The following is a 17,165-nucleotide window of genomic DNA, read 5'->3' as shown; positions in this document are numbered from 1 at the left end:
GACTAGACCATGCATTTCACCATTCAACGCGAAGCCCTGTTGAAACCCCTGCAACTGGTCGCAGGCGTCGTCGAGCGCCGACAGACCTTGCCGGTGCTCTCCAACGTGCTGCTGGTTGTCGAAGGCCAGCAATTGTCGCTGACCGGTACCGACCTGGAAGTCGAGCTGGTCGGTCGTGTACAACTCGAAGAGCCTGCTGATCCAGGTTCCATCACTGTGCCTGCGCGCAAGCTGATGGATATCTGCAAAAGCTTGCCCAACGATGCGCTGATCGACATCAAGGTCGACGAGCAGAAGCTCGTGGTGAAGGCCGGCCGTAGCCGCTTCACCCTGTCGACCCTGCCGGCCAATGACTTCCCGACTGTGGAAGAAGGCCCAGGCTCGTTGACGTGCAGCCTTGAGCAAAGCAAATTGCGTCGTCTGATCGAACGCACCAGCTTCGCCATGGCCCAGCAGGACGTGCGCTATTACCTCAACGGTATGCTGCTGGAAGTTTCCGAAGGCATCATCCGCGCCGTGGCCACCGACGGTCACCGTCTGGCCATGTGCTCGATGAAGGCCGATATCGGTCAGCCGGATCGCCACCAGGTCATCGTGCCACGTAAAGGTATCCTTGAACTGGCGCGCCTGCTGACTGAGCCGGACGGCATTGTCAGCATCGTCCTGGGTCAACACCACATCCGCGCCACCACCGGCGAGTTCACCTTCACCTCGAAACTGGTCGACGGCAAATTCCCGGACTACGAACGTGTTCTTCCAAAAGGTGGCGACAAGCTGGTACTCGGCGATCGTCAGGCCCTGCGTGAAGCCTTCAGCCGTACCGCGATTCTGTCCAACGAGAAGTACCGCGGCATCCGTCTGCAACTGGCCAATGGTCAGCTGAAGATCCAGGCGAACAACCCGGAACAGGAAGAAGCGGAAGAAGAAGTGGGCGTCGAGTACAACGGCGGCAATCTGGAAATCGGCTTCAACGTGAGCTATCTGCTCGACGTACTGGGCGTGATGACCACTGAGCAGGTTCGTTTGATCCTGTCCGACTCCAACAGCAGCGCGCTGGTGCAAGAGTCCGACAACGACGACTCGGCCTACGTTGTCATGCCGATGCGTCTGTAATCATGCTCAGCAGAAGCTAGATGTCCTTAAGTCGCGTCTCGGTCACCGCGGTGCGCAATCTGCACCCGGTGACCTTCTCCCCCTCCCCCCGAATCAACATTCTTTACGGCGCCAACGGCAGCGGCAAAACCAGTGTTCTGGAAGCCATTCATCTGCTGGGGCTTGCCCGTTCGTTTCGTAGCACCCGCCTGTTACCGGTCATCCAGTACGAGCAGCTCGCCTGTACGGTGTTTGGGCAGGTGGAGCTGGCCGAGGGTGGGCACAGTGCCTTGGGGATCTCCCGAGACCGTCAAGGAGAGTTCCAGATTCGCATCGATGGGCAGAATGCCCGGAGCGCGGCGCAACTGGCGGAAATTCTGCCGCTGCAGTTGATCAACCCCGACAGTTTCCGCTTGCTGGAAGGCGCCCCGAAGATTCGCCGACAGTTTCTCGACTGGGGCGTGTTCCACGTGGAACCACGATTCATGTCCACCTGGCAGCGCTTGCAGAAGGCCCTGCGCCAGAGAAACTCTTGGCTGCGGCATGGTACACTTGACGCCGTTTCGCAAGCGGTTTGGGACAGGGAACTGTGCCAGGCCAGCGCTGAAATTGATGAATACCGCCGCGCTTATATCAAAGCCTTGAAACCAGTCTTTGAACAGACCTTGAGCGAACTGGTTGAGCTCGAGGGCTTAACGCTCAGCTATTACCGAGGTTGGGACAAAGACCGAGAACTGAGTGCAGTGCTCGCCGGGTCCCTTCAGCGGGATCAGCAAATGGGTCATACCCAGGCCGGACCACAGCGTGCTGATTTGCGTCTTAGATTGGGCGCACATAACGCCGCGGACATCTTGTCTCGCGGTCAGCAGAAGTTGGTGGTCTGTGCATTGCGGATCGCCCAAGGGCACTTGGTCAGCCAGGCCCGACGTGGCCAGTGTATTTATCTGGTGGATGACCTGCCGTCTGAACTGGACGAGCACCACCGCCGCGCGCTTTGCCGCTTGCTGGAAGACTTACGCTGCCAGGTGTTTATCACCTGTGTAGATCACGAATTATTGAGGGAAGGCTGGCAGACGGATACGCCAGTCGCTCTGTTCCACGTGGAACAGGGCCGTATCACCCAGACCCACGACCATCGGGAGTGAAGGCATTGAGCGAAGAAAATACGAATACCTACGACTCAACGAGCATTAAAGTGCTGAAAGGCCTGGATGCCGTACGCAAACGTCCCGGTATGTACATTGGTGACACCGACGATGGTAGCGGTCTGCACCACATGGTCTTCGAGGTAGTCGACAACTCCATCGATGAAGCGCTCGCTGGCCACTGCGACGACATCAGCATCATCATCCACCCGGATGAATCCATCACCGTTCGCGACAATGGTCGTGGTATCCCGGTAGACGTGCACAAAGAAGAAGGCGTCTCGGCAGCCGAGGTCATCATGACCGTGCTGCACGCCGGCGGTAAGTTCGACGATAACTCCTACAAAGTATCCGGCGGCCTGCACGGTGTAGGTGTGTCGGTTGTGAACGCCTTGTCCGAAGAGCTGGTCTTGACCGTTCGCCGCAGCGGCAAAATCTGGGAACAGACCTACATTCACGGTGTTCCAAAAGAACCGATGAAAATCGTCGGTGAGAGTGAAACCACCGGCACCCAGATCCACTTCAAACCGTCCGACCTGACGTTCAAGAACATCCACTTCAGCTGGGACATCCTGGCCAAGCGGATTCGTGAACTGTCCTTCCTCAACTCCGGTGTCGGCATCGTCCTCAAGGATGAGCGCAGCGGCAAGGAAGAGCTGTTCAAGTACGAGGGTGGCCTGCGTGCTTTCGTTGAATACCTGAACACCAACAAGACTCCGGTCAACCAGGTGTTCCACTTCAACATCCAACGCGAAGACGGCATTGGCGTGGAAATCGCCTTGCAGTGGAACGACAGCTTCAACGAGAACCTGTTGTGCTTCACCAACAACATTCCACAGCGCGATGGCGGTACTCACCTGGTGGGTTTCCGTTCCGCTCTGACGCGTAACCTGAACACCTACATCGAGGCCGAAGGTCTGGCGAAGAAGCACAAAGTCGCGACCACCGGTGACGATGCCCGTGAAGGCCTGACCGCGATCATCTCGGTAAAAGTGCCGGATCCGAAGTTCAGCTCCCAGACCAAAGACAAGCTGGTTTCTTCCGAAGTGAAGACCGCGGTCGAACAGGAAATGGGCAAGTACTTCTCCGACTTCCTGCTGGAAAACCCGAACGAAGCCAAGCTGGTCGTCGGCAAGATGATCGATGCGGCTCGCGCTCGTGAAGCGGCGCGTAAAGCCCGTGAGATGACACGTCGTAAAGGCGCGCTGGATATCGCCGGCCTGCCGGGCAAACTGGCTGACTGCCAGGAAAAAGACCCTGCCCTTTCCGAACTGTACCTCGTGGAAGGTGACTCTGCTGGCGGCTCCGCCAAGCAGGGACGCAACCGTCGGACCCAAGCCATCCTGCCTCTCAAGGGCAAGATCCTGAACGTCGAGAAGGCGCGCTTCGACAAGATGATCTCTTCGCAAGAAGTGGGCACCTTGATCACCGCGCTGGGCTGTGGCATTGGCCGCGATGAGTACAACATCGCGAAGCTGCGTTACCACAACATCATCATCATGACCGATGCTGACGTCGACGGTTCGCACATCCGTACCCTGCTGCTGACCTTCTTCTTCCGTCAGTTACCGGAGCTGATCGAGCGCGGCTACATCTACATCGCCCAGCCACCGCTGTACAAGGTCAAGAAAGGCAAGCAAGAGCAATACATCAAAGACGACGACGCCATGGAAGAGTACATGACGCAGTCGGCCCTGGAAGATGCGAGCCTGCACCTGAACGAGGAAGCACCGGGCATTTCCGGACCGGCTCTTGAGCGTCTGGTGAATGACTTCCGTCTGGTCATGAAGACGCTCAAGCGTCTGTCGCGCCTGTACCCACAGGAGCTGACCGAGCACTTCATCTACCTGCCTGCCGTTAGCCTGGAGCAACTCTCCGATCACGCAGCGATGCAGGATTGGATGGCCCAGTACGAAGTTCGTCTGCGCACCGTCGAGAAGTCCGGCCTGGTTTACAAAGCCAGCCTGCGTGAAGACCGTGAACGTAATGTCTGGCTGCCTGAGGTCGAACTGATCTCCCACGGCCTGTCGAACTACGTCACCTTCAACCGCGACTTCTTCGGCAGCAACGATTACAAGACTGTTGTTTCCCTGGGAGCTCAACTGAGCACCTTGCTGGACGACGGCGCGTATATCCAGCGTGGCGAGCGCAAGAAGCCGGTCACCGAGTTCAAGGAAGCCCTTGAATGGCTGATGGCCGAAAGCACCAAGCGTCACACCATCCAGCGATACAAAGGTCTGGGTGAGATGAACCCGGATCAGCTGTGGGAAACCACTATGGACCCAAGTCAGCGCCGGATGCTCAAAGTGACCATCGAAGACGCCATTGGCGCGGACCAGATCTTCAACACCCTGATGGGTGATGCGGTCGAGCCTCGTCGTGACTTCATCGAGAGGAACGCCCTGGCGGTTTCCAACCTGGACTTCTGATCCAGCGAACCTGCCAACGAAAAAGGCCAACGCTCAAGCGTTGGCCTTTTTTTATTACCTGCAATTCCCTGAGATCACTTCCCTCTTCAGCCTTTTCCGAAACCTGAAATCCAACAAATCGCAGGCATAAAAAAACCGGCTATATCAGCCGGTTTTTTTGCGCCCGAAAAAAACTTATGCACCATTTTCGGCGTTTTATGTGTTTAAGAAATATGTATATAAATCATAAGCTTAAAAACAAAAAACGCTACTTTTCGACAAAACGGTACACAGGTTATCCACAGAATCTCAGACAGCCACCTGATCATTGGCAGAAGGGGCCGCAGGGGCTGCCGGCAGCGAACCCATTTCACGTTGCATCTGCTCGTTCCAGGCCTGGACCCGATCATTCAGCTCGGCAATCGCTCGCGGCCCGCTACCCTCGGCATACATGGGGGCGCCAATGATCACGGTAATGACGCCCTGCTTCTTCGCCCAACCGGTTTTCGGCCAGAACTTGCCAGCATTGTGCGCAATCGGCAGCACGGGAAGTGCGGCGTTGACGGCTAACGCGGTACCACCGCGAGAGAACTTTCCGATGGTGCCGTAAGGAACGCGTGTTCCCTCAGGGAAGATCAGAACCCAGACACCATCCTTCAGCAGTTCATCGCCCTTCTTCGCCACATGCTTGAGCGCCGCTTTCGGGTTGTCGCGGTCGATGGCGATGGGTCGCAGCATGGCCATGGCCCAGCCGAAAAAAGGAACGTAGAGCAGTTCGCGCTTAAGGACCTGGCTCAATGGCTCAAAGTAGGCGGATAGAAAGAACGTCTCCCAGGTGCTTTGGTGGTTCGACTGAATCACGCAGGGCTGGTCGGGCACGTTCTCGGCCCCCTTTACTTCGTAGCTGATGCCCAGAAAGACTTTGCTCAGCCACAACGCGCAGCGGCACCAGTACACGTTGATGAAGCGATAACGCGCCTTGAACGACAGAAAAGGCGCGATAAAAAAGCTCAGGCTGCACCAAAGCAAGGAGCTGGTGCCTAGCAACAGATAAAAGAGGAAAGTTCTGATGGCCTGCAGTATCGACATGGCGACGTTTACCGTTGCGGGCTCTGCCCGTCTATATAAAGCGCACTCCCGATCAATCCCTGGTCAGGACAATCGAAGCACTCTAATTGTGGATAAGTTCTGCGGCAATCGCCGCCAGATCGTCAAAAATCAAGGTGCCTACCGGTAGGGTCTTGCCCAAAGTCTTTTCGCCTTTCCCGGTCTTTACCAAAACTGGCTGAGAATCGACGGCTTTGGCAGCCTCCAGGTCACCAAGGGTGTCGCCGACAAACCAAACATTGGTCAGCGATACGTTGTAATGCGCGGCGATGGTTTTCAACATCCCGGGTTTTGGTTTGCGGCAATCGCAGCCATCGTCCGGCCCGTGCGGGCAATAGACGATCAGCCCGACTTCACCGCCCTGCTCCGCCACTCGCTCGCGCAAGCGCTCGTGCATGGCGTCCAGGGTGGCGATGTCGTAATAGCCGCGAGCGATGCCTGACTGGTTGGTAGCGACCGCTACCGTCCAGCCGGCCTTGCTCAACTGCGCGATGGCTTCGATCGAACCCGGGAGCGGGATCCACTCCTCCACCGACTTGATGTAAGCGTCGGAGTCGTAATTGATCACCCCGTCCCGATCGAGAATCAGCAGTTTCAACAGCAGCCCCTCAGCCCAGCAGCGAAATGTCGGCGACGCCGAGGAACAGCCCACGCAGACGCGACAGCAACGCATAACGGTTGGCGCGGACCTTGGCATCTTCAGCGTTGACCATCACGGCTTCGAAGAACGCATCCACCGGCTCGCGCAAGGCAGCCAGACGTGCCAGCGATTCGCTGTATTGACGCGCCGCAGCCATCGGCTGGACAGCCTGGTCAGCCTGCTGGATCGCGGAATACAGGGAGAACTCGTTGGCATTGTCGAAGTACTTGGCTTCCACGACCGAAGGAACAGAGCCTTCTACCTTGCTCAGCAAGTTCGAAACGCGCTTGTTCACTGCGGCCAGGGCAGCGGCTTCCGGCAATTTGCGGAACGCTTCTACCGCTTGTACGCGCTGATCGAAGTCCAGCGCCGACCCCGGTTTCAGGGCACGCACCGACAGGTAAGTCCCGACATCCACGCCTTCGTCTTCGTAACGGGCACGCAGACGGTCGAAGACGAACTCCAGCACCGAGTCGTTGAGGCCGGCAACCTTGACCTTGGTACCGAACGCATTCACGGCGAACGCCACGGCATCGTTCAAGTCGAGGTCGAGCTTCTTGTCGATCAGGATGCGCAACACGCCGAGTGCAGCACGGCGCAGGGCATACGGGTCTTTGCTACCGGTTGGCAGCATGCCGATACCGAAAATGCCCACTAGTGTGTCGAGCTTGTCAGCGATGGCCACGGCCGCACCGGTCAGGGTGGTCGGCAGTTCAGCACCGGCACCGCGCGGCATGTATTGCTCGTTCAGCGCCAGAGCGACTTCTTCCGGCTCGCCGTCGTTGAGGGCGTAGTAGTAACCGGCGACACCTTGCATCTCCGGAAACTCACCGACCATCTCGGTCGCCAGGTCGCACTTGGACAGCAGGCCTGCACGGGAAGCCCACGCGGCGTTACCGCCAATGCGTTGGGCGATGAACGCAGCGAGTTTGGAAACGCGCTCGGCCTTGTCGTAGACGCTGCCGAGCTTTTCCTGGAACACCACGTTCTGCAGACGCAGGTTGAAGTCTTCGAGTTTCTGCTTCTTGTCTTGCTTGAAGAAGAACTCAGCGTCGGTCAGGCGTGGGCGAACCACTTTCTCGTTACCGGCGATGATCTGCTGCGGGTCTTTGCTTTCGATGTTGGCCACGGTAATGAAACGTGGCAGCAACTTGCCGTCGGCATCCAGCAGGCAGAAATACTTCTGGTTGTCCTGCATGGTGGTGATCAGGGCTTCTTGCGGCACGTCGAGGAAACGCTCTTCGAACGAGCACACCAGCGGCACCGGCCATTCAACCAGCGCGGCTACTTCGTCGAGCAGCGCTGGCGGCACGATCGCCGTCCCTTCCTGCATCGTCGCCAGCTCGTCGACGCGCTTGCTGATCAGCTCGCGACGCTCATTGGCATCGGCCAATACGTAAGCGGCACGCAGGTCGCTCAGGTAGTTGGCCGGCGAGGTGATGCGCACGCTTTGCGGGTGATGGAAGCGGTGGCCACGGGAATCGCGACCGGCTTTCTGGGCGAGGATGGTGCAATCGATGACCTGGTCACCGAGCAACATCACCAGCCACTGGGTTGGACGAACGAATTCTTCCTTTCGAGCACCCCAGCGCATGCGCTTGGGAATCGGCAGGTCGTTCAGGGAATCTTCGACGATGGTCGCCAGCAGGCTCGCGGTCGGTTTGCCGGCGATGCTCTGGCTGTAACGCAGTTTCGGGCCGCTTTGATCGATTTCGCTCAGGTCGACGCCACACTTCTTGGCGAAGCCCAATGCCGCTTGAGTCGGGTTGCCTTCGGCATCGAATGCGGCCTGACGTGGCGGGCCGTCGAGGTTGATGCTGCGATCCGGTTGCTGAGTCGCCAGATCGGTGATCAGCACAGCCAGACGACGTGGTGCGGCGTAGACGGTTTTGGTCTCGTAGTTCAGGCCAGCGGCTTGCAGACCCTTGTCGATACCGGCCAGAAACGCGTCGGCCAGGGTGTTCAGGGCTTTGGGTGGCAGCTCTTCGGTGCCCAGTTCAACCAGAAAATCCAGAGCACTCATTGTGCTGCCTCCAGCTTGGCCAGTACTTCGTCACGCAGGTCCGGGGTCGCCATTGGGAAGCCCAGCTTGGCGCGAGCCAACAGGTAAGCTTGCGCAACGGAACGCGCGAGAGTGCGGACACGCAGAATGTATTGCTGACGCGCGGTCACCGAGATTGCCCGGCGAGCATCCAGCAGGTTGAAGGTATGGGAGGCCTTCAACACCATTTCGTAGCTTGGCAACGGCAGCGGCTGGTCGAGTTCGATCAGGCGCTTGGCTTCGCTTTCGTAGAAATCGAACAGTTCGAACAGCTTCTCGACGTTGGCGTGTTCGAAGTTGTAGGTCGACTGCTCCACTTCGTTCTGGTGGAACACGTCGCCGTAGGTCACTTTGCCGAACGGACCGTCAGCCCAGACCAGGTCGTAGACCGAGTCCACGCCTTGCAGGTACATGGCCAGGCGCTCAAGGCCGTAAGTGATCTCGCCGGTCACCGGGTAGCACTCGATGCCGCCCGCTTGCTGGAAGTAAGTGAACTGCGTCACTTCCATGCCGTTGAGCCAGACTTCCCAGCCCAGACCCCAGGCGCCCAGTGTTGGCGATTCCCAGTTGTCTTCAACGAAGCGAATGTCGTGGACCAATGGGTCCAGGCCGACGTGCTTGAGGGAGCCCAGGTACAGTTCCTGGAAGTTGTCCGGGTTCGGCTTCAAGACTACCTGGAACTGATAGTAGTGCTGCAGACGGTTCGGGTTTTCGCCGTAGCGGCCGTCAGTCGGGCGACGACTGGGCTGCACATAAGCGGCGTTCCAGGTTTCCGGGCCAATGGCGCGCAGAAACGTGGCAGTGTGGAAAGTCCCGGCGCCTACTTCCATATCGTAGGGCTGAAGTACCACACAACCTTGCTCGGCCCAGTATTGCTGGAGGGCGAGGATCAAGTCTTGGAAGGTACGCACGGCTGGCGTAGGCTGGCTCACGAAATTCACCTGTTTCTTGGGCTGCGATTTAAAGAGCGGGAGTATACCCGATTCGGTCCTGCGCACGCCCCCTGGAGCCTTATGCCACGCTGCTTTTGGTGTTCCGAAGATCCGCTGTACATGGCTTATCACGATCAGGAGTGGGGCACGCCGCTACGCGATGCGCAGGGATTGTTCGAGTTGCTTTTGCTCGAAGGGTTCCAGGCAGGCCTTTCCTGGATCACCGTGCTGCGTAAACGTGAGCGTTATCGCGAGGTCATGTTCGGCTTCGACGTACAACGCGTGGCGCAGATGAGCGACGCCGAAATCGATGAGTTGATGCTCGATCCGGGCATCATTCGCAATCGCCTCAAACTCAACGCGGCCCGGCGCAATGCCCAGGCCTGGCTGGTGCTGGAGGATCCGGTGGAGTTTCTCTGGTCCTTCGTCGACGGCAAGCCTGTGATCAATCATTTCAAGGATCGCAGCGAAGTGCCGGCCGTGACGCCGACCGCCGTGGAGATGAGCAAAGGCCTGAAAAAGGCCGGCTTCACCTTCGTCGGCCCGACTATTTGTTACGCGCTGATGCAGGCCTCGGGCATGGTCATGGACCACACCCAGGATTGCGATCGCTACGCGGTGCTGGCGAACGGCGGTTAGAATAGCCGCCTCGCGCACAGCACAAAATCAGGAGTGACCTGTGGATAAGTTTAAAGGCGCCTTGCTGGTAGGCGCTCTGCGGCTGTTTGCCCTGCTTCCGTGGCGGGCAGTGCAGGCAGTGGGCTCGGCCATCGGCTGGGTCATGTGGAAAACCCCTAACCGTTCCCGCGACGTGGTGAGGATCAATCTCGCCAAGTGTTTCCCGGACATGGACCCGGCCGAGCGTGAGCGTCTGGTCGGCCAGAGCCTGAAAGACATCGGCAAATCCCTGACCGAAAGTGCCTGTGCCTGGATCTGGCCGGCCCAGCGTTCCATCGACCTGGTGCGTGAAGTCGAAGGCCTCGACGTATTAAAGGACGCCCTCGCCTCCGGCAAAGGGGTCGTCGGCATCACCAGTCACCTGGGCAACTGGGAAGTGTTGAACCATTTCTATTGCAGCCAGTGCAAACCGATCATCTTTTATCGTCCGCCAAAGCTGAAGGCTGTGGATGATTTGCTGCGCAAGCAGCGGGTGCAATTGGGCAACCGGGTGGCCGCTTCCACCAAGGAAGGCATCCTCAGTGTCATCAAGGAAGTGCGCAAAGGTGGTGCAGTGGGCATTCCCGCTGACCCGGAACCGGCCGAATCCGCCGGGATTTTCGTGCCGTTCTTCGCCACCCAGGCCCTGACCAGTAAATTCGTACCGAACATGCTCGCCGGCGGCAAAGCGGTCGGCGTGTTCCTGCATGCGCTACGTCTGCCGGACGGTTCGGGTTACAAAGTGATCCTCGAAGCCGCGCCAGAAGCCATGTACAGCACCGATACCGAAACGTCCTGCGCGGCCATGAGTCAGGTGGTCGAGCGCTATGTGCGGGCGTATCCGAGCCAGTACATGTGGAGCATGAAGCGCTTCAAGAAGCGGCCGCCGGGTGAAGAACGCTGGTACTGAGTCGATTGGCATGATCTGTGGATAACCAGGGGCCAGGGTTATCCACAACCGTTCAATAAAGGGCGCAGAAGATGTCCGAACACCGAAAATCGTTTCGCATCAAGATCAGCCACCACAGCTTCGGCGAATGTCTGGGCCAGACGCGTAACCTGTCGACGACAGGCGTCTACGTCAAGCATCCGGGCTTGTCGGCCCTGCCCAAGGGCGCGGTGGTTTACGGTCAGGTGCAAGACTTACCCACAGGCGCGCCGCGGGTGCGTATGGAAGTGGTGCTGGTGGATGCTGAGGGCATTGGCCTGCGATACCTTTGATCAGTGAGCCTGACGCTCAAGTTTCTTCAGAAACACGGTCATTTCCTTTTCAGCCTGTTTGTCGCCATGGGCGCGAGCGGCTTCCAGACCCTGTTCCCACGCCTGACGTGCGGACGCGAAATCCTCCAGCCCCAGATGGGCTTTGCCCAATAGCTTCCAGGCTGCCGAATATTTCGGATCGAATTCGACGCAACGCTGGAAATGCTCAGCGGCCTTGGCGTATTCCCCAAGATCCAGATAACCCTTGCCCAGGCCGAAGCGCAGCAATGAGTTATCCACACCCTTTGCGAGCATTTTTTCCAGGGATTCGATCATTGGTATTTCCCCTCAGTCAGTGATCGTTCCCACGCTCCGCGTGGGAATGCAGCCCGGGACGCTCCGCGTCCCATCCAAAGCCGAACGCGGAGCGTCCGTTGAGGCATTCCCACGCAGAGCGTGGGAACGATCAGTCAGAAAAAGCTCAGCCCCACATGGAACAGCTTTTCCACATCCCGAATATGCTTCTTATCCACAAGGAACAGAATCACATGGTCGCCCGCCGCAATCACGGTGTCGTCGTGGGCAATGATCACCTCTTCGTCGCGGATGATTGCGCCGATGGTGGTGCCCGGCGGCAGGCCGATGTTCTCAATGGCCTTGCCGATGACCTTACTCGACTTCTCATCACCGTGGGCAATCGCCTCGATGGCTTCCGCCGCGCCCCGGCGCAATGAGTGCACGCTGACGATATCGCCGCGGCGCACGTGGGCCAGCAAGGTGCCGATGGTTGCCAATTGCGGGCTGATGGCGATGTCGATATCGCCGCCCTGGATCAGATCGACGTACGCCGGGTTGTTGATGATGGTCATCACCTTCTTCGCACCCAGGCGTTTGGCCAGCAGCGAAGACATGATGTTGGCTTCGTCGTCGTTGGTCAGGGCCAGGAAAAGGTCGGCGTCGGCGATGTTCTCTTCCATCAGCAAGTCGCGGTCGGAGGCACTGCCCTGCAACACCACAGTGCTGTCGAGGGTGTCCGAGAGATGACGACAGCGCGCCGGGTTCATCTCGATGATCTTCACTTGGTAACGGCTTTCGATAGCCTCGGCCAGACGTTCACCGATCTGCCCGCCGCCAGCGATGACGATGCGTTTGTAGCTCTCGTCGAGACGGCGCATTTCGCTCATCACGGCGCGAATATTCGCCTTGGCGGCGATGAAAAAGACTTCGTCGTCGGCCTCGATCACCGTATCGCCCTGCGGCAGGATCGGCCGATCACGACGGAAAATCGCCGCCACACGGGTTTCTACATTCGGCATGTGTTCGCGCAGCTGACGCAGTTGCTGACCCACCAGCGGGCCGCCGTAGTACGCCTTGACCGCCACCAATTGGGCTTTGCCTTCGGCGAAGTCGATCACCTGCAAGGCGCCCGGATGCTGGATCAGACGCTTGATGTAATTGGTGACCACTTGCTCCGGGCTGATCAGCACGTCTACCGGGATCGCTTCGTTATCGAACAGCTCGGAACGAGTCAGGTAGGCCGCTTCGCGAACCCGGGCGATTTTGGTCGGGGTGTGGAACAGGGTGTGGGCAACCTGGCAGGCCACCATGTTGGTTTCGTCGCTGTTGGTCACCGCCACCAGCATGTCGGCGTCGTCCGCGCCGGCCTGACGCAGCACCGTCGGCAGCGAGCCGCGGCCTTGCACGGTGCGGATGTCCAGCCGATCGCCGAGGTCGCGCAGGCGTTCGCCATCAGTGTCCACCACGGTGATGTCGTTGGCCTCGCTGGCCAAGTGTTCTGCCAGCGAACCGCCGACCTGCCCTGCGCCGAGGATGATGATTTTCATCCAGTCACTCCATTGAATCCGTTTAACCGCGCGCGGCGGCGATCTTGATCAGCTTGGCGTAGTAAAACCCGTCGTGGCCGTCTTCCTGGGCCAGCAATTGGCGGCCATGGGGCTGCTTGATACCGGCCGTCGTGGCGAGGTCCAGTTCACGGGCGCCCGGCGTGCGGGCGAGGAAGGCTTCGATGACTTCGGTGTTCTCGGTCGGCAGCGTGGAGCAGGTGGCGTACAGCAGGATGCCGCCGACCTCCAAAGTTATCCACATGGCATCGAGCAGTTCGCCCTGGAGAACCGCGAGTGCGGCGATGTCGTCGGGTTGACGAGTCAGCTTGATGTCCGGGTGACGACGGATGACACCAGTGGCCGAGCATGGCGCGTCGAGCAGAATGCGCTGGAACGGTTTGCCGTCCCACCAGGTCGCGGTGTCGCGGCCGTCGGCGGCGATCAGTTCGGCGCTCAGGCCCAGGCGTGCGAGGTTTTCCCGCACTCGCACCAGACGCTTGGCTTCCAGGTCCACTGCCACCACGCCGGCGAGTGCCGGCTCGGCTTCAAGGATGTGGCAGGTCTTGCCGCCCGGTGCACAGCACGCGTCCAGCACCCGTTGGCCCGGTGCCAGGTCGAGCAGATCGGCGGCCAGTTGCGCGGCTTCGTCCTGCACACTGATCCAGCCTTCGGCGAATCCCGGCAAGCTGCGCACGTCGGCAGCGGCGTCGAGAATGATGCCGTCCTGACTGTAAACACACGGCGTGGCGGCGATGCCGGCGTCGGTCAGCAACCCGAGATAAGCATCGCGGCTGTGATGGCGACGGTTGACCCGCAGGATCATCGGCGGATGCGCGTTGTTCGCCGCGCAAATGGCTTCCCATTGTTCAGGCCAGAAGGCTTTCAGGGATTTCTGCAGCCAGCGCGGGTGGGCAGTGCGCACCACCGGATCGTGTTCCAGCTCGGCCAGCAGCGCTTCGCTTTCACGCTGGGCGCGGCGCAGCACGGCGTTGAGCAAGGCCTTGGCCCAGGGCTTTTTCAGCTTGTCGGCGCACCCCACGGTTTCACCGATGGCGGCATGGGCCGGAACCCGGGTGTAGAGCAATTGGTAGAGACCGACCAGCAACAGCGCTTCGACATCGGCGTCGGCTGCCTTGAACGGCTTCTGCAGCAACTTGGCCGCCAGCGCCGACAGACGCGGCTGCCAGCGCGCGGTGCCGAACGCCAGATCCTGGGTGAAGCCGCGGTCACGGTCTTCGACCTTGTCCATCTGCGTCGGCAGGGAACTGTTGAGTGAGGCTTTTCCGTTAAGAACAGCAGCAAGTGCCTTGGCGGCGGCCAGACGTGGATTCATTGAGCGTGCGCCGCTTGACCGAGGACGGTGCCGACGGCGAATTTCTCACGACGGCTGTTGAACAAGTCGCTGAAGTTCAGCGCCTTGCCGCCGGGCAATTGCAGACGAGTCAGACACAGGGCTTGCTCACCGCAGGCGACGATCAAACCGTCCTTGCTGGCGCTGAGGATTTCACCGGGAGCGCCCTGCCCTTCAGCGAGGCTGGCGGCCAGCACCTTCAATGCTTCGCCATTCAGCGTGCTGTGGCAGATCGGCCACGGATTGAAGGCGCGAACCAGGCGTTCCAGCTCAACCGCCGGACGACTCCAGTCGATGCGCGCTTCATCTTTGTTCAATTTGTGAGCATAAGTGGCGAGGCTATCGTCCTGCACGTCGCCTTCCAGCGTCCCGGCAGCGAGGCCGGCAATCGCCTGAATCACCGCTGGCGGACCCATTTCCGCCAGACGGTCGTGGAGGCTGCCGCCGGTGTCTTCACCGGTGATCGGGGTGGTGACTTTGAGCAGCATCGGCCCGGTGTCGAGGCCCAGTTCCATGCGCATCACGGTCACGCCGCTTTCGCTGTCGCCCGCTTCGACGGCGCGCTGGATCGGCGCCGCACCGCGCCAGCGTGGCAGCAAGGAGGCGTGGCTGTTGATGCAGCCCAAACGCGGAATATCCAGCACCACTTGCGGCAGGATCAGGCCGTAGGCGACCACCACCAGCAAGTCCGGCTTGAGCGCAGCCAGTTCAGCCTGAGCGTCTTCGTTGCGCAGGGTTGGCGGTTGCAGCACCGGGATGTTGTTTTCCAGAGCCAACTGCTTGACCGGACTTGGCATCAACTTTTGCCCGCGACCCGCCGGACGGTCCGGTTGGGTGTAGACCGCGACGATCTCGTAAGGGCTGTCGAGCAGGGCCTTGAGGTGTTCGGCGGCGAATTCCGGGGTGCCGGCAAAGACGATGCGCAGTGGCTCAGTCATTCAAAAGGTCTCGCAAAAGAAAAAGGCTTGCCGCAGCAAGCCTTTGAAAGGAGGGCATCAAGCGTTCTGGCGATGGAGCTTTTCCAGTTTCTTCTTGATTCGGTCGCGTTTGAGATTGGACAGGTAGTCGACGAACAATTTGCCATTCAGGTGGTCGCATTCATGCTGGATGCACACGGCGAGCAGGCCTTCGGCGATCAGTTCGTAAGGCTGGCCGTCGCGGTCCAGGGCCTTGACCTTGACCTTCTGTGGGCGATCGACGTTTTCGTAGAAGCCCGGCACCGAGAGGCAGCCTTCCTGGTATTGCTCCATCTCGTCGGTCAGGGTTTCGAACTCGGGGTTGATGAACACCCGCGGTTCGCTGCGGTCTTCGGAGAGGTCCATCACGACGATACGTTTGTGCACGTTGACCTGGGTCGCGGCGAGGCCGATGCCTGGCGCTTCATACATTGTTTCAAACATATCATCGACCAACTGACGCACTTCGTCGTCCACTACGGCCACTGGTTTGGCGATAGTGCGCAGGCGCGAATCGGGGAATTCGAGGATGTCTAAAATGGCCATAAGCTCAATTGCTGCACATGTGAGGTAATGTCGGGTCGATGGCCTGGCGGGTCCGAAGATGCAGGCTACCGTTGTAAAACGTAGCTCCTTCTCTTTTTGGTAAAGAATCAGGAGCGAGCCACGAGGGCTCTGGCGTTCTACGCGAATGCACATAATAAAGGGATTCACCGCATGAGGAAATCACTACTCGCCTTGCTCCTTCTGGCCTCGGCCGGTTTGGCGCACGGGCAAGTGCAACTCAAGGAAGGTTTTCCACAGCAATACACCGTGGAATCCGGTGACACACTCTGGGACATATCGGGGAAATTCCTTCGTGAGCCGTGGAAATGGCCGGAGCTCTGGCAGGCCAATCCACAAATCGAAAATCCCAATCTCATCTATCCCGGCGACTCGCTGTCGCTGGTCTACGTCAATGGGCAACCACGCCTGACCCTCAACCGTGGCGCGTCCCGGGGCACCATCAAGCTGTCGCCACGCATCCGCAGTAGCCCGGTTGCCAATGCGATCCCGAGTATTCCGCTGGAATCGATCAACAGCTTTCTGCTGAGCAACCGCATCGTCGACAAGGTCGAGGACTTCGACAAGGCGCCTTATATCGTCGCCGGCGATGCCGAACGTGTGCTCAGTGGCACCGGTGACCGAATCTTCGCTCGCGGCCATTTCGACCCGGCTCAACCGGTTTACGGCATCTTCCGTCAGGGCAAGGTCTACATCGACCCTGTGAGTAAAGAGTTTTTGGGGATCAACGCCGACGACATCGGCGGTGGCGAGATTGTGGCCACCGAAGGCGACGTTGCCACCCTGGCGCTGCAACGCACCACCCAGGAAGTCCGCCTCGGTGACCGCTTGTTCAGCGGTGAAGAGCGCTCCATCAACTCGACCTTCATGCCCAGTGCGCCAAAAAACCAGATCAACGGGTTGATCATCGACGTGCCGCGCGGGGTTACCCAAATTGGCGCGATGGATGTGGTCACCCTGAACAAGGGCCAGCGCGATGGCTTGGTCGAAGGCAACGTGTTGGTGGTGTTGAAAACCGGTGAAACCGTGCGTGACCGGATCACCGGTCAGCCACTGAAAATCCCGGATGAGCGCGCCGGTCTGCTGATGGTTTTCCGCACCTATGACAAGCTCAGCTACGGGCTGGTGCTCTACGCATCACGCTCCCTGGCGGTGCTGGACAAGGTGCGAAATCCTTAACAGGCTCCACAAGTTACCAACAGAGTTATCCACAGCTTATTCCCGTTTG

The 17,165-nt window shown here is 59.2% G+C and carries 16 protein-coding genes; 7 read left to right on the top strand and 9 right to left on the bottom strand.

The features are described from left to right. Positions 1–9: 9 nt before the first annotated feature. The 3 genes from dnaN to gyrB are packed head-to-tail and all read left to right on the top strand — an operon-like array spanning position 10 to position 4,666. On the top strand, positions 10–1,113 hold the full coding sequence (dnaN, locus tag IB252_RS11635) for a DNA polymerase III subunit beta (protein WP_008155702.1): 1,104 nt from the start codon (positions 10–12) through the stop codon (positions 1,111–1,113). A gap of 20 nt (positions 1,114–1,133) precedes the next feature. Next, entirely contained in the window at positions 1,134–2,237 is a 1,104-nt protein-coding gene (recF, locus tag IB252_RS11630) for a DNA replication/repair protein RecF (protein WP_008155701.1), read from the top strand. Positions 2,238–2,242: 5 nt separating this feature from the next. Next, positions 2,243–4,666 carry a DNA topoisomerase (ATP-hydrolyzing) subunit B gene (gene gyrB, locus IB252_RS11625; RefSeq protein WP_192408755.1) on the top strand — a complete coding sequence of 808 codons (2,424 nt, stop codon included), beginning with the start codon at positions 2,243–2,245 and terminating at the stop codon, positions 4,664–4,666. 288 nt (positions 4,667–4,954) lie between these two features. Here gyrB and IB252_RS11620 read toward each other — a convergent pair whose 3' ends face one another. The 4 genes from IB252_RS11620 to glyQ form a co-directional block, all read right to left on the bottom strand. Next, positions 4,955–5,734: a lysophospholipid acyltransferase family protein gene (locus IB252_RS11620; RefSeq protein WP_192408753.1), complete on the bottom strand. Its 780-nt coding sequence runs from the start codon at positions 5,732–5,734 to the stop codon at positions 4,955–4,957. 82 nt (positions 5,735–5,816) lie between these two features. Continuing rightward, entirely contained in the window at positions 5,817–6,356 is a 540-nt protein-coding gene (gmhB, locus tag IB252_RS11615) for a D-glycero-beta-D-manno-heptose 1,7-bisphosphate 7-phosphatase (RefSeq protein ID WP_165934035.1), read from the bottom strand. Between the two features lie 4 nt (positions 6,357–6,360). Beyond that, complete coding sequence (gene glyS, locus IB252_RS11610) at positions 6,361–8,415, bottom strand: glycine--tRNA ligase subunit beta (RefSeq protein WP_111448171.1); 2,055 nt, start codon at positions 8,413–8,415, stop codon at positions 6,361–6,363. After that, positions 8,412–9,365, bottom strand: coding sequence for a glycine--tRNA ligase subunit alpha (gene glyQ, locus IB252_RS11605; protein WP_003213601.1), 954 nt, complete (start codon positions 9,363–9,365; stop codon positions 8,412–8,414). Before glyQ ends, glyS begins: the two co-directional genes overlap by 4 nt. Before the next feature lie 81 nt (positions 9,366–9,446). Here glyQ and tag point away from each other — a divergent pair, with 81 nt between their 5' ends. The 3 genes from tag (at position 9,447) to IB252_RS11590 (ending at position 11,243) form a co-directional block, all read left to right on the top strand. After that, positions 9,447–10,004, top strand: coding sequence for a DNA-3-methyladenine glycosylase I (tag, locus tag IB252_RS11600; protein WP_192408751.1), 558 nt, complete (start codon positions 9,447–9,449; stop codon positions 10,002–10,004). Between the two features lie 40 nt (positions 10,005–10,044). Beyond that, on the top strand, positions 10,045–10,932 hold the full coding sequence (locus tag IB252_RS11595; protein WP_192408748.1) for a lysophospholipid acyltransferase: 888 nt from the start codon (positions 10,045–10,047) through the stop codon (positions 10,930–10,932). Between the two features lie 71 nt (positions 10,933–11,003). After that, the gene (locus tag IB252_RS11590; RefSeq protein ID WP_008155688.1) at positions 11,004–11,243 is read left to right on the top strand and encodes a PilZ domain-containing protein; all 240 of its coding nucleotides are present in this window, start codon (positions 11,004–11,006) and stop codon (positions 11,241–11,243) included. Here the strand turns inward: IB252_RS11590 and IB252_RS11585 are convergent, their stop codons facing one another. The 5 genes from IB252_RS11585 to def form a co-directional block, all read right to left on the bottom strand. Then, on the bottom strand, positions 11,244–11,558 hold the full coding sequence (locus IB252_RS11585; RefSeq protein ID WP_111448168.1) for a tetratricopeptide repeat protein: 315 nt from the start codon (positions 11,556–11,558) through the stop codon (positions 11,244–11,246). A gap of 134 nt (positions 11,559–11,692) precedes the next feature. Continuing rightward, on the bottom strand, positions 11,693–13,066 hold the full coding sequence (gene trkA / locus IB252_RS11580) for a Trk system potassium transporter TrkA (protein WP_008155683.1): 1,374 nt from the start codon (positions 13,064–13,066) through the stop codon (positions 11,693–11,695). A gap of 22 nt (positions 13,067–13,088) precedes the next feature. After that, the gene (gene rsmB, locus IB252_RS11575) at positions 13,089–14,399 is read right to left on the bottom strand and encodes a 16S rRNA (cytosine(967)-C(5))-methyltransferase RsmB (protein WP_192408746.1); all 1,311 of its coding nucleotides are present in this window, start codon (positions 14,397–14,399) and stop codon (positions 13,089–13,091) included. Beyond that, the gene (fmt, locus tag IB252_RS11570; RefSeq protein ID WP_192408744.1) at positions 14,396–15,355 is read right to left on the bottom strand and encodes a methionyl-tRNA formyltransferase; all 960 of its coding nucleotides are present in this window, start codon (positions 15,353–15,355) and stop codon (positions 14,396–14,398) included. The genes rsmB and fmt overlap by 4 nt, the downstream gene beginning before the upstream one ends. A gap of 57 nt (positions 15,356–15,412) precedes the next feature. Then, positions 15,413–15,919 (bottom strand): peptide deformylase, encoded by a 507-nt coding sequence (gene def, locus IB252_RS11565; protein ID WP_008155676.1) that lies wholly within the window; start codon positions 15,917–15,919, stop codon positions 15,413–15,415. A gap of 171 nt (positions 15,920–16,090) precedes the next feature. Here def and IB252_RS11560 point away from each other — a divergent pair, with 171 nt between their 5' ends. Continuing rightward, positions 16,091–17,116: a LysM peptidoglycan-binding domain-containing protein gene (locus tag IB252_RS11560; RefSeq protein ID WP_192408742.1), complete on the top strand. Its 1,026-nt coding sequence runs from the start codon at positions 16,091–16,093 to the stop codon at positions 17,114–17,116. Positions 17,117–17,165 lie beyond the last annotated feature (49 nt).

Source organism: Pseudomonas sp. PDM10 (genome assembly GCF_014852295.1).
Classification (GTDB): Bacteria; Pseudomonadota; Gammaproteobacteria; order Pseudomonadales; family Pseudomonadaceae; genus Aquipseudomonas.
The sequence above is the reverse complement of the archived record's forward strand: the minus strand, read 5'-3'. Positions and strand labels throughout refer to the sequence as shown.